Genomic DNA, 11824 nt, shown 5'->3' with positions numbered 1-11824 from the left:
CGGGCCGGGGCGGCGCGCTCGCCCGCCACCCGAAGGAGTCAGCGCCGGGCTGACGGTGCCGTCCGCGCGCCGCGTGTGCCGGGTGTGGCGGGTGGGGGTGCGGACTTCGCGTGGGGCGGAGGTTCAGAGGTCGGGTGAGGCGGGGTGCTGGGCGCGGCTGACGTCGTACACGCCCGGCACGTCCCGCATGGCCCGCATGAGGGCGGTCAGCCCGGCGGCGTCGGGGAGTTGGAGGGTGTAGGTGTGCCGGACCCGCTGCTCGGTGGGGGGTTCGACGGTGGCGGAGACGACCGCGACGCCCGCGGCGGCGATGGCCTCGGTGAGGTCGGCGAGGAGCCGGGGGCGGCCGAAGGCCTCGGCGACGAGGGTGACGCGGCAGGCGTCGGTGTCGCCCCAGTGGACGGTGACGGGTGCGCGGCCGACGCGCCGCATGGTGTCGGCGGCGGCGCAGCCGGTGCGGTGGACGGTGACGGTTCCGCCGCGTACGAGGAAACCGGTGATCTCGTCGGGGGGTACGGGCGTGCAGCAGCCGGCCGGTCGTACGGCGCCGGCCCTGGTGCCGGGCAGGTCGGCGAGGAGCCGGGTGCCGGAGCTCCGGTCGGCGGCGTGCGAGGCGGGCGGCCGGGGGTCGGCGGCCGGGGCGGTCGCGGTGTCGGGATGGGCCTGGAGCCAGCCGGTGATCGCGATGCGGGCGGCGGGGGTACGGGCGTGGTCGAGCCACTCCGGGGAGGGGCCGGAGGCGGTGTCGTGGGCGAGCAGCAACTGGACGGTGTCGCCGTCGTTCAGCACCGAGCCGAGCGTCGCCAGGCGGCCGTTGACGCGGGCGCCGAGACAGGAGTGGGCGGCCTCGCCGTACTGGGCGTAGGCGGCGTCGACGCAGCTCGCCCCGGCGGGGAGGCCGAGGGTGCCGCCGTCGGCGCGGAAGACGGTGATCTCCCGGTCCTCGGCGAGGTCGGCGCGCAGCGAGGTCCAGAAGGTGTCGGGGTCGGGGGTCGCCTCCTGCCAGTCGAGGAGGCGGGAGAGCCAGCCGGGGCGGGTGGGGTCGGCGCGCTCGCCGTCCTCGGCGGTCTCGCCTCCGTCGGCGCTCGCGGGGGGTGTGTACGGATTGCCCAGGGCGACGACTCCGGCCTCGGCGACCTTGTGCATCTGGTGGGTGCGGATGAGGACTTCGGCGACGGCTCCGTCGGGGGCGGCGACGGCGGTGTGGAGCGACTGGTACAGGTTGAACTTGGGGGCGGCGATGAAGTCCTTGAACTCGGAGATCACCGGGGTGAAGCAGGTGTGGAGTTCGCCGAGGACGGCGTAGCAGTCGGCGTCCTCGCCGACCAGGACGAGGAGCCGGCCGAAGTCGCTGCCGCGCAGGTCGCCGCGCTTGAGGCGGACACGGTGGACGGAGACGAAGTGCCGGGGGCGGACGAGGACTTCGGCGGTGATGCCGGCGTCGCGCAGGAGGGTGGTGACGTGGTCGGCGATGGTGGCGAGCGCGTCGCCTGCGCCGGTGTTCTCGGCGATGAGGGCGCGGGTGTTCTCGTACTCCTCGGGATGGAGGATGGCGAAGACCAGGTCTTCCAGTTCGGTCTTGAGGGCCTGGACGCCGAGCCGTTCGGCGAGCGGGATGAGGACGTCGCGGGTGACCTTGGCGATCCGGACCTGTTTCTCGGGGCGCATCACGCCGAGGGTCCGCATGTTGTGGAGCCGGTCGGCGAGTTTGATCGACATGACCCGGACGTCGTTGCCGGTGGCGACGAGCATCTTGCGGAAGGTCTCGGGTTCGGCGGCGGCGCCGTAGTCCACCTTCTCCAGTTTGGTCACGCCGTCGACGAGATAGGCGACTTCGTCGCCGAACTGCTCCCGTACCTGATCGAGCGTCACTTCCGTGTCCTCGACGGTGTCGTGGAGGAGCGCTGCGGTCAAGGTCGTGGTTTCGGCGCCGAGTTCGGCGAGGATGAGGGTGACGGCGAGCGGGTGCGTGATGTACGGCTCGCCGCTCTTGCGGAACTGGCCGCGGTGCGAGGACTCGGCGAGGACGTAGGCGCGGCGCAGGACGGCCAGGTCGGCGTCGGGGTGGTGGGCGCGGTGGGCCTCGGCGACGTGGCCGATGGCGTCGGGGAGGCGGTCCCGGGTGCCGGGGCCGAGCAGCGCGGCGCGGCCCAGCCGGCGGAGGTCGATCCTCGCGCGGGCGCGTCTGCGGCCGGGAGCGTCTGGGCCGGTGGTCTCGGCTGCGCTCACGGGGTTGGCGGCCTCTGCACTCATGGGCACCTCCGGGGGCGTCGACCGGCGGTGGGCGGGCAAGGCGTGCCTGCCGGGCTTGCCGGTGCTTGATGCTACCGAGCCCACCACGCAGTGCAGTCCCGCTCTCGCCCAGCGTGAAACGGATCACCCATTCGAGCGACGGATCGGTCGTTGACTGTTTCGATTCCGCCCGTTTCGAGGCCGCTCGTCTCGCCCGCGCGGCGGCTGCCGTCCGTGTCCGGCCGGCGGCGGCGGGGCGAGGTGGTCCGACCGTGCGGGTCAGGCCGTGTGGGGCGGGGTGAGCCAGGAGGAGTCGATCACGCCTTCGGCGACGATGACGGCCGGGCCGGTCATCTCGATCTCGCCGTCGGGGTGCTCGGTGATGATCAGCCGGCCGCCGAGGACGTCGACGGTGTACGTCACGGGCGTACCACTCTCGGCCGGGTCGACGCCGTCCCGGCGGGCGGTGGCGACGGCGACGGCGCACGCGCCCGTGCCGCAGGAGCGGGTCTCGGCGGCGCCGCGCTCGTGGACCCGCATGGCGACGTGGCGGGGCCCGCGGTCGGCGACGAACTCGATGTTCACGCCTGCCGGGTAGACCTCGGCGGGGGTGTACGGCGGCTCGGTGAAGAGGGTGCCGGCGTGGTCGAGGCTCTCGACGAAGGCGACGGCGTGCGGGTTGCCCATGTTGACGTTCCGGGCGGGCCAGCTGCGGCCTTCGACGGTGACGGTGACGCCGTCCTCGGGGAGCAGGGCGCGGCCCATGGAGACGGTGACGGAGCCGTCCTTGTCGAGGTGGACCTTCTTGACGCCGCCCCGGGTGGCGACGGCGACCTCTCCGGCCGTGACGTGTCCGGCGTGCTCCAGATAGCGGGCGAAGACGCGCACGCCGTTTCCGCACATCTCGGCGACGGAGCCGTCGGCGTTGCGGTAGTCCATGAACCACTCGGCCTCGGCCGCCATGGACCTGGCCTCGGGGTGGGCGGCGCTGCGGACGACGTGCAGCAGTCCGTCGCCACCGATCCCGGCGCGGCGGTCGCACAGCCGGGCGACGACGTCGGCGGGCAGCTCGACGGCGTTGTCGGCGTCGGGAACGATCACGAAGTCGTTCTCGGTCCCGTGGCCCTTGAGGAAGGAGAGCGGCGAGGTCTGCGTGCTGGTCACGGCATCAACTGTACGGGTCGGGTACGACAGGGGCCGCCCGGGGCGGGGCGCGACACGGGGGCGGGGCCTGGCGGGGGTGCCCTCCCGGGGCGGGCTCGCGCAGGCCCCCCGGGGGAGGGCGGCGGCAAGGGTTTCGTGGGCCGGCGGGGTGGGGCCCCGGGGCCGGGCGGAGGCGTCCGTAGGGCGGTGGTGTGTGCCCGTAGGGCAGCGGGGCCCTGGGTCACCGGCGGCGTCGTAGCCGCCGGCCGGCGGGGTCAGCGCAGGCGGGCGACGCGCCAGACCGCCAGGGCGACCAGGAGCGCGCTGACGCAGACGTACAGGGCCATGACCCGCCAGTCCGGGCGCTCGCCCGAGCCCCGGGAGGGCAGTCCCGGCCAGGTGTGGCCGACCTTGCGGGCGGCCATCATGCCCCAGCCCGCGGCGCAGCAGCTGATGAGCAGCCCGAGCATGGCGACGACGGCGCCGCCTTCGCCCGAGCCGAAGGCGAGCGGGAAGGCGAACATCAGGGAGCCGAGCGCGGCAAGGCCGACGATGGGGGCGAGCTGCCAGATCCGCAGGCGGCGCTGGGGCCGCAGCTCGACCTCGACCTCGTCGGCGTCCACCTCGACGGCGGTGCCCTGGGCGTCGTCGGGACCGTCCGGGGTCAAACCGGGCGCGTCACCCGGGGCTTCGCCCCGGACCGCGCCGTGCTGCTCTGTGTCGCGAGGGCCGGCCTCCATCGCCACGCGCCCTCCCCACTCGGACTCCACTTGGTCGATCGATGCTCGATGATGGCACGCTCCCGAGCACTGCAATGACGGGCATGGCGTCCCGATGCCATCACGTGATCAGGCTGTAACCGCTCGTTCGATCAACCTCAGCGCCTCCCCGGGGAGTTCCCCGCGGTGTTCCAGGGCCCCGCTCAGCCAGTGGACCCGCGGGTCGCGCCGGAACCACGAGTCCTGACGGCGCGCGAAGCGCTTGGTGGCGCGCACGGTCTCGGCGCGCGCCTCGTCCTCGGTGCACTCCCCCGCGAGCGCCGTGAGCACCTGCTGATAGCCGAGCGCGCGGGCCGCCGTGCGCCCCTCGCGCAGTCCGAGCGCCTCCAGTGCGCGCACTTCCTCGACGAGCCCTGCCTCCCACATGCGGTCCACGCGCGCGGTGATCCGCTCGTCCAGTTCGGGACGCTCGACGTCCACGCCGATCTGGACCGTGTCGTAGACCGAGTCCGGGCCGGGCAGATTGGCCGTGAAGGGCTTGCCCGTGATCTCGATGACTTCGAGCGCCCGGACGATCCGGCGGCCGTTGCTCGCCAGGATCGCGCGGCCGGCCTCGGGGTCGGCCGCCGCCAGCCGGGCGTGCAGGACGCCGGAGCCCCGTTCCTCCAGTTCGGCCTCCAGGCGGGCTCGTACGGCCGGGTCCGTACCGGGGAACTCGAGGGCGTCGACGGCGCCCCGGACGTACAGTCCGGAGCCCCCCACCAGGACGGGGGTGCGGCCGGCGGCGAGCAGCCGGTCGATCTCGGCGCGGGCGAGGCACTGGTACTCGGCGACGCTGGCCGCCTCGGTCACGTCCCAGATGTCGAGGAGGTGGTGCGGGACTCCGCCGCGCTCCTCGAGCGTCAGCTTGGCGGTACCGATATCCATCCCTCGGTAGAGCTGCATGGAGTCGGCGTTGACGACCTCGCCGCCGAGCTGCTGGGCGAGGAAAACGCCCAGATCGGACTTTCCGGCCGCTGTGGGACCGACGACGGCGATGACCCGCGGGGCGGGAGCTGCACTTCTCACCGCCCCAGTCTCGCAAACCTCCGACCGGGTCCCCGAATGAGCGACGTGACGACCCGCATCCGGCTTCGTTGCCTGTTGCGAGGTTCCGACCGCCGGTTTCCGTGCCGGCCGCACCGGGTGGCGCAATGGGGCGCCCCGGGCGCCGCGGGGCTTCTCCCGCACGAGTACGCTATGGAGTGGAAATGGGCGTTTTTGCAATGTTTCGCCGTAAGGGCAAGGAAGCTGCCGAGGCGTCAACGCAGGAGACCGAGGCCGTCGCCGTGACGGATGACGCGGAGCCGGCGGAGAGCGCCTCCGACGTCCCCGCGGAGGCGGAGCCGGCGGAGAGCACCGAGGCCGCCGGGGTCGCCGAGGAGGCACCGGCCGCCGAGGCGGTCGAGGCGGTGGAGATTCCCAAGCAGCAGTCGGCCGAGGAGGCGGCGGACAACGAAGCCGGTGAGAGCGCCCGGAAGTAGCTCCTGGGAACAGCGCACGGCAGACGGTTTACCGGAGGGATGGTGACCCATGGGTCTCCTGGATTCGCTGAAGGCCAAGCTCGCCCCGGCCAAGGACAAGGTCTCCGACCTCGCGCAGCAGCACGGCGGGAAGATCGACCACGGTCTGGACAAGGCCGCGCGGCTGGTCGACGAGAAGACCAAGGGCAAGTACAGCTCCAAGATCGAGTCGGGCACGGGCAAGGCCAAGGACGCGCTGGACCGGATCGCCCACAAGGACGACGGCACCCCGGGTCCCGGCCCGGCTCCGGGCACGACTCCCGGGCCGGGAGCCGGTACGGGACCGGGCACGGCTCCAGGCCAGGGTCCGACCCCGCCGGCCGCCTGACGCCCGGCGTCGGCTGACCGTCTCTCCGTACGGCGGAGGGGGGGGGGGGGGGCCCCCGCCGGGGGGGGGGCCCCCCCCCCCGGGGGGGGGGGGGGGGGGGGGTCACGCGGCCGGGCCCGGGAAGGGGGGGGGGGAACCCCCCCCGGCGGCGGCCGGCCCGGGGCCGGGGGACCGCCCCGCCGGCCGGCGGCCGGCCGGGCCGCCGCCCCCCCCCCGCCCGTCCGCCGTCTGTCATCAGGGGTTCCCGTTCGCCCTGCGGGGCGTCACGACCAGGCCGCGACCATGTACCCCACGCCGTAGGGGGCGTCCTCGTAGAGCAGGCGGCCCGCCAGGCCCGCGCCCTCGGCGGCGCCCGCCAGGACCTGCCAGGAGGCCCGGCCCGCCGCCTTCAGCTCGTACGCGAGCTCCGCGTCCAGAGCGAGCAGGGCGGCCGGGTCCGCCGAGCCCAGCGCCCGGCCGGCCTCCGCGTCGAAGGCGGCCGCGCGCTCGTCGAGATAGCCCGGGGCCTTGACGGACCGGCACGCGCTGCCGTCGCCCATCACCAGGAGCGCGACACGGTCGGCCGTCGCGGCCAGCTCACGGCCGGTGACCGCGCACCGCTCGCTCCCCAGCCGCTCGGCCACCCCCCGCCCCTCGACCGGCGCGTCGGCCCAGTCGGTGCGCTGGAGGAACCACGCCGCGACGGCGAGCGAGAGGGGGAGCGACGGCCGGGCGTCTCCGGGCCCCGGGGTGGGGCCGGTGCCCAGCCGCACGGACAGATCCACCCCGAAACCGGCGAAGGACCCCACCGAACCGGCCGGGTACGTTCCGTCGGCGTCCTCCCCCGCCGGACCGACGACGTACAGCCGGTCCGGCCGCGACGCGGCCAGCACCCCCAGCGCGTCGGCGCACGCCGCCCGCGCGGCGTCGAGCTCGGGAGCCGCCCCGGTCGCGACCTCGGGCACGAGCAGGGGCGGACAGGGGCAGACGGCTGCGGCGACAAGCATGATCCGCAGCCTACTGGGGAGGCAGGGGCGGTTCGGGGACGGGCGGGCCGGGGCCGTCCGTAGCGAGCGAGGCCCCCGGGCTGCCCGTAGGCCGCCCGGGGCTTGTCCCGGCAGGCCGGGGCAGACGCGCTGCCCCTGCCCCGCGAGCCGACGCGTCCCCCGCGCGGCAGGCCGCGCCGGGCGGCCCGCCGTCTGTGCGTCAGTGGCTGCCGCAGGCCGGGACCGAGGCCGCCGGCAGGGGTTCCGGGACGCCGATCTGCGGGAGGCCGAGGAGGACGCCCGCCGGCTTGGCCGCGGCGGCGGTGGTGCGCTTCTCCCAGGCGTCGCCGGAGCGGGTGCGGCGTACCGACGTCGTCGGGCCCTTGGCGAGCAGGTGGTGCGGCGCGGCGTAGGTGATCTCGACGGTCACCACGTCGCCCGGGCGCACGTCCTGGTCCGGCTTGGTGAAGTGGACCAGCCGGTTGTCGGGGGCGCGGCCGGAGAGGCGGTGCGTGGAGCCGTCCTTGCGGCCCTCGCCCTCGGCGACCATGACCTCCAGGGTCCGGCCGACCTGCTTCTTGTTCTCCTCCCAGGAGATCTCCTCCTGGAGCGCGACGAGGCGTTCGTAACGCGCCTGCACGACTTCCTTGGGGATCTGCCCCTCCATGTCGGCCGCGGGGGTGCCGGGCCGCTTGGAGTACTGGAAGGTGAAGGCGTTGGCGAACCGTGCCTCGCGGACGGTGTGCATCGTCTCCTCGAAGTCCTCCTCGGTCTCGCCGGGGAAGCCCACGATGATGTCGGTGGAGATGGCGGCGTGCGGAATCGCGGCGCGCACCTTCTCGATGATGCCGAGGAAACGCTCCTGCCGGTACGAGCGGCGCATCGCCTTCAGGACGGTGTCCGAGCCGGACTGCAGCGGCATGTGCAGCTGCGGCATGACGTTCGGGGTCTCGGCCATCGCCGCGATGACGTCGTCCGTGAAGTCGCGCGGGTGCGGCGAGGTGAAGCGGACCCGCTCCAGGCCGTCGATCTTCCCGCAGGCGCGCAGCAGCTTGGAGAACGCCTCGCGGTCGCCGATGTCGGAGCCGTACGCGTTGACGTTCTGGCCGAGCAGGGTGATCTCGGAGACGCCCTCGCCGACCAGGGCCTCGATCTCGGCGAGGATGTCGCCGGGACGGCGGTCCTTCTCCTTGCCGCGCAGCGCCGGGACGATGCAGAAGGTGCAGGTGTTGTTGCAGCCGACGGAGATCGAGACCCAGGCGGCGTACGCGGACTCGCGGCGGGTCGGCAGCGTGGAGGGGAAGGCCTCCAGCGATTCGGCGATCTCGATCTGCGCCTCCTCCTGGACGCGGGCGCGCTCCAGGAGTACCGGCAGCTTGCCGATGTTGTGCGTGCCGAAGACCACGTCGACCCAGGGGGCCTTCTTGACGATGGTGTCCCGGTCCTTCTGGGCGAGGCAGCCGCCGACGGCGATCTGCATGCCGGGACGCGTGGTCTTCATCGGGGCGAGCCGGCCGAGGTTGCCGTACAGCTTGTTGTCGGCGTTCTCGCGGACGGCGCAGGTGTTGAAGACGACGACGTCGGCGTCGCCGTCGGCGCCCTTGGGCGCGCGGACGTAGCCGGCGTCCTCCATCAGGCCGGAGAGCCGCTCGGAATCGTGGACGTTCATCTGGCACCCGTAGGTGCGGATCTCATAGGTCTTGGCTTCGCCCACGGCGCGGCTCCGGTCGATGTTGGTCACTTGTCTAGGGTAAAGGCCCCCGGGCGAGCGACTGTCCGGGCCGCTGTCGTGGCCTCGACGATGGCGGTGAGCTGCGCTCCGAGGGTGCCGGCGTCCGGGCGCAGGGCGCCGCTGAAGGCGGCGGAGCCGATCGTGAACGCGTCGGCGCCCGCCTCCGCGAGGGCGTGGATCCGGGCCGGGGTGGTGATGCTTCCGGCCACCACCAGCCGGCCGGCGGTCGCGGCGCGGGCCGCCCGGACGAGGTCGAGCGGGTCGGCGTCGACGGCGCGGAAGGCCAGCAGGTCGACGCCCGCGCAGCCCGCCGCCTCGGCGCGGCGGCAGTCCTCGGCGATGCGGGCGGGGTCGCCCGCCAGCCGGGTGGGGTGGCCGCGGGGCTCGCCCGCGAAGGGGAGGTAGCGGGTGCCGGTGCCGGCGAGAAGGGCCAGGGTCTCCTCGATCCAGACGCCGCCCATCAGCCAGTCGACACCCAGGTCGACGGCGGTGCGTACGGAGGCGAGCGCCTCCGCGCGCGTGGTGGAGACCACTTCGAGATAGCTGGTGGCGCCCCTGTCCTTGATCCGCCGGTGGAGGCGGGCGAGGGTCGCGGGGTCGACCCCGACGTCCTTGAAACCGATGTGGTCGATGCCGGGGGCGGAGCCCCGGCCCGGGTCCTGGGCGTCCCCGGAGTCCGGGGTGCTCAGGGTGTCGAGGACGGCGAGGCAGTCCGTGACGGTCCGGTCGTCACGGGTGAGCATGAAGATGAAGTCCACGGGGGTCCTCCGGGTCGGCTGCCAGGTCGTCGGCCTGGTGCAGGGCGGTGAGCAGGCTCGTGTGGTCGGCGGTGCCGTGCCCCGCGAGGTCGAAGGCCGTCCCGTGGTCGACGCTGGTGCGCACGAACGGCAGGCCGATGGTGATGTTGACGCCGCGTTCGAGGCCGAGGTATTTGACCGGAATCAGCCCCTGGTCGTGGTACTGCGCGACGACCGCGTCGAACTCCCCCGCCCGGGCCCGCATGAACACGGTGTCGGCCGGCCAGGGTCCGCTCGCGTCGATGCCCTCCGCCCGCGCGGCCCGCACGGCCGGCTCGATGACGTCGAGGTCCTCGCGCCCGAAGAGTCCGTTCTCGCCCGCGTGCGGGTTGAGCGCGGCCACGGCGATACGGGGGCGGCCGGGCCCGCCGGCCCGGAGCGTACGGTCGGTCAGCCGGATGATCTCCAGCTCGCGCGCGGTGGTCAGGGAGTCGAGGGCCGTGCGCAGCGACTGGTGGACGGTGACCAGGACGACCCGCAGCTCGTCGTTGGCCATCATCATCGCGTAGTCGCTGGTGCCCGAGAGCTCGGCGAGGATCTCCGTGTGCCCGGGGTAGTGCAGGCCGGCGAGCCGGAGCGCCTCCTTGTTGATGGGCGCGGTGGTCAAGGCCCGGACCTCGCCGCCGAGGGCGAGCGCGATGCCACGGCGGACGTACCGGAAGGACGCCTCCCCGGCGCGGGCGTCGACGGTGCCGGGCGACAGATCCGGCGGAAGGGTCCCGTCCGCGAGGACGTCGATGACACCCGGGGTGTACGCGGCCTGCTCGACCGAGTCGATCGGCCGCACGGTCAGGTCGGTGCCGGTGGTGTGGCAGGCGCGGGTGAGGGTGGCGGGATCGCCGATGACGACGACCCGCGGGCGGCGGGCGGGGTCGGCGCAGGCCTTGACGGTGATCTCGGGGCCGATGCCGTTCGGATCGCCCATGGTGAGGGCCAGGGGTTTCACGCGTCGACGCTCCTCTCGGGGGCGGGCGCGCCTGCCCCGCCCGGCGCCGGGGCCGTACGTCCGCCCTTGGCGGGGGCGCCCGTGTCGGTGCCGGGGGCGGTGAGGAGGCGGCAGAGCCGGTCGAGCGTCCCGTCGTCCCCGAAGCCGCCCGCCTTGATCAGGACGGGGACCGGCCGGGGGCCGATCAGGGTGCCGCGGGCGATCCCCGGTTCGGGCTCGTCGTACAGCTCGATGCCGGCGACCCCGAGCGCCTGGAGCACGGCCACCGCCGTCTCTCCTCCGGTCAGGACGAGCCCGTCGACCGCTCCGTCCGCCACCAGGCTTTCCGTCACGCGTGCCAGGTCGCGGGTGAGCGAGCCCGGGGCGGCGGCCGGGCGGTGCGCGTCGGGCGTGTGGACGACCCGTACCGCCGTGGTCGCCCGCCGCAGTGCCGCGACGGCGGCCGCGGTGTCGTCGGCCGGCACGGCGGTCACGTCCGGCCGTCCGCGCAGGAGGTCGAGCTGGCGCCGGCCGGCCGGGTGGGCGCTGCCGACGACCAGCAGCGGCCGCCCGGCAGCGGGCAGGGCCGCCCGCCCGTTCTCGTACGGGATCGGGGTCGGGGCCGGGGAGGCGGTGGCGGTGGTACGGGGGTGGCGGCGGGCCAGGGCGGCGGCGAGGCCCGGGGAGCCGACCCAGAGCACGTCCCGGACCTCGGGGACGGCGGCGACGATCCGGTCCAGGTCTCGGTCCGTGGCGGCCGAGCAGACGAGCAGGCCGCCCCGGGCGACGAGCTCGGGCAGCCGGTCCACCTCGTCCCGGGTGAGAACGGTGGCTTCGGGGAGGAGGCGCGCGAGGTCCGACGTGGTGACCGGGTGCGCCGGGTCCCGTCCGAACGCGCTCTCGTGCACCGGTACGCCGTGCACGTGCTGGACGCCCCCGGCCGTGGTCCTGCCCTCGGCCGGGAAGGCGGGCGCGATCAGCACGGCCCGGCGGCGCGAACCGGCGTACGCCGCCCGCACCTCCGCCGCGACATGGCCGCGGAGCGTGGAGTCGACCGTCTTGATCAGCAGGTCCGCTCCGGCGTACGCCTCGAACGCCTGGCGGGTACGGGTGACGGCCTCCCCCTCGTCGAGCAGTCGGCTGCCGAGGTCGACGGCGACCACACCGGGTGTGGCTTCGGCGGCCCGCGCCGGGACGGTGAGCAGGACCTGAGCGCGGTGGCCGCCCCGGCGGAAGGGGGCGGCGCCGTCCCCGGCGCTGGTGAGGTCGTCGGCGAGGACGGCGACGCTCGTCACGGGCGGCCCGGCCGGTCCTTCCGGCTGCGGCGCCTCCTTCGGCCCGTACGCTCCCTCCGGTCCTCGCGGCCCGTGCGGCCCATGCGGTCCGTGCGGCCCGTGCAGTCCTTGCGGTCCGTGCGGTGA

11 protein-coding genes are annotated in these 11824 nt (G+C 74.6%); 2 read left to right on the top strand and 9 right to left on the bottom strand.

What is annotated here, in order from left to right; genetic code table 11:
* Positions 1-123: 123 nt before the first annotated feature.
* The 4 genes from ACFZBD_RS20830 to miaA form a co-directional block, all read right to left on the bottom strand.
* The gene (locus ACFZBD_RS20830; RefSeq protein WP_391141355.1) at positions 124-2253 is read right to left on the bottom strand and encodes an HD domain-containing protein; all 2130 of its coding nucleotides are present in this window, start codon (positions 2251-2253) and stop codon (positions 124-126) included.
* A 258-nt stretch (positions 2254-2511) separates the two neighbouring features.
* A complete protein-coding gene (gene dapF / locus ACFZBD_RS20825) occupies positions 2512-3396 on the bottom strand; it encodes a diaminopimelate epimerase (protein WP_391141352.1) in 885 nt (294 codons plus the stop codon).
* A 254-nt stretch (positions 3397-3650) separates the two neighbouring features.
* Entirely contained in the window at positions 3651-4115 is a 465-nt protein-coding gene (locus tag ACFZBD_RS20820) for a hypothetical protein (protein ID WP_391142196.1), read from the bottom strand.
* Positions 4116-4223: 108 nt separating this feature from the next.
* Positions 4224-5162, bottom strand: coding sequence for a tRNA (adenosine(37)-N6)-dimethylallyltransferase MiaA (gene miaA / locus ACFZBD_RS20815; protein WP_391141348.1), 939 nt, complete (start codon positions 5160-5162; stop codon positions 4224-4226).
* 197 nt (positions 5163-5359) lie between these two features.
* Between miaA and ACFZBD_RS20810 the strand changes: the two genes are divergently transcribed.
* Together ACFZBD_RS20810 and ACFZBD_RS20805 are read left to right on the top strand one after the other, a co-directional pair.
* Positions 5360-5617, top strand: coding sequence for a hypothetical protein (locus tag ACFZBD_RS20810; protein ID WP_391141345.1), 258 nt, complete (start codon positions 5360-5362; stop codon positions 5615-5617).
* 49 nt (positions 5618-5666) lie between these two features.
* On the top strand, positions 5667-5984 hold the full coding sequence (locus ACFZBD_RS20805; RefSeq protein ID WP_391141343.1) for an Rv0909 family putative TA system antitoxin: 318 nt from the start codon (positions 5667-5669) through the stop codon (positions 5982-5984).
* Positions 5985-6247: 263 nt separating this feature from the next.
* Here ACFZBD_RS20805 and ACFZBD_RS20800 read toward each other — a convergent pair whose 3' ends face one another.
* The 5 genes from ACFZBD_RS20800 to ACFZBD_RS20780 form a co-directional block, all read right to left on the bottom strand.
* Positions 6248-6970 carry a class III extradiol dioxygenase subunit B-like domain-containing protein gene (locus ACFZBD_RS20800; protein WP_391141340.1) on the bottom strand — a complete coding sequence of 241 codons (723 nt, stop codon included), beginning with the start codon at positions 6968-6970 and terminating at the stop codon, positions 6248-6250.
* 199 nt (positions 6971-7169) lie between these two features.
* Complete coding sequence (gene miaB / locus ACFZBD_RS20795) at positions 7170-8690, bottom strand: tRNA (N6-isopentenyl adenosine(37)-C2)-methylthiotransferase MiaB (RefSeq protein ID WP_391141337.1); 1521 nt, start codon at positions 8688-8690, stop codon at positions 7170-7172.
* Positions 8687-9439 carry a HisA/HisF-related TIM barrel protein gene (locus tag ACFZBD_RS20790; protein ID WP_391141335.1) on the bottom strand — a complete coding sequence of 251 codons (753 nt, stop codon included), beginning with the start codon at positions 9437-9439 and terminating at the stop codon, positions 8687-8689. The genes miaB and ACFZBD_RS20790 overlap by 4 nt, the downstream gene beginning before the upstream one ends.
* Complete coding sequence (gene pdxA, locus ACFZBD_RS20785) at positions 9411-10424, bottom strand: 4-hydroxythreonine-4-phosphate dehydrogenase PdxA (protein WP_391141333.1); 1014 nt, start codon at positions 10422-10424, stop codon at positions 9411-9413. The genes ACFZBD_RS20790 and pdxA overlap by 29 nt, the downstream gene beginning before the upstream one ends.
* A complete protein-coding gene (locus ACFZBD_RS20780) occupies positions 10421-11698 on the bottom strand; it encodes a four-carbon acid sugar kinase family protein (protein WP_391141330.1) in 1278 nt (425 codons plus the stop codon). The genes pdxA and ACFZBD_RS20780 overlap by 4 nt, the downstream gene beginning before the upstream one ends.
* Between the last annotated feature and the right edge of the window lie 126 nt (positions 11699-11824).

It is taken from the genome of Streptomyces sp. NPDC008121, from assembly GCF_042957155.1.
Classification (GTDB): domain Bacteria; phylum Actinomycetota; class Actinomycetes; order Streptomycetales; family Streptomycetaceae; genus Streptomyces.
The sequence above is the reverse complement of the archived record's forward strand: the minus strand, read 5'-3'. Positions and strand labels throughout refer to the sequence as shown.

What these genes read in the sequence shown, in the direction of transcription:
- ACFZBD_RS20830 (WP_391141355.1), bottom strand. Translation starts at nt 2,253, where the DNA reads ATGAGTGCAGAGGCCGCCAACCCCGTGAGCGCAGCCGAGACCACCGGC.
- ACFZBD_RS20820 (WP_391142196.1), bottom strand. Translation starts at nt 4,115, where the DNA reads ATGGAGGCCGGCCCTCGCGACACAGAGCAGCACGGCGCGGTCCGGGGC.
- ACFZBD_RS20810 (WP_391141345.1), top strand. Translation starts at nt 5,360, where the DNA reads ATGTTTCGCCGTAAGGGCAAGGAAGCTGCCGAGGCGTCAACGCAGGAG.
- ACFZBD_RS20805 (WP_391141343.1), top strand. Translation starts at nt 5,667, where the DNA reads ATGGGTCTCCTGGATTCGCTGAAGGCCAAGCTCGCCCCGGCCAAGGAC.
- ACFZBD_RS20800 (WP_391141340.1), bottom strand. Translation starts at nt 6,970, where the DNA reads ATGCTTGTCGCCGCAGCCGTCTGCCCCTGTCCGCCCCTGCTCGTGCCC.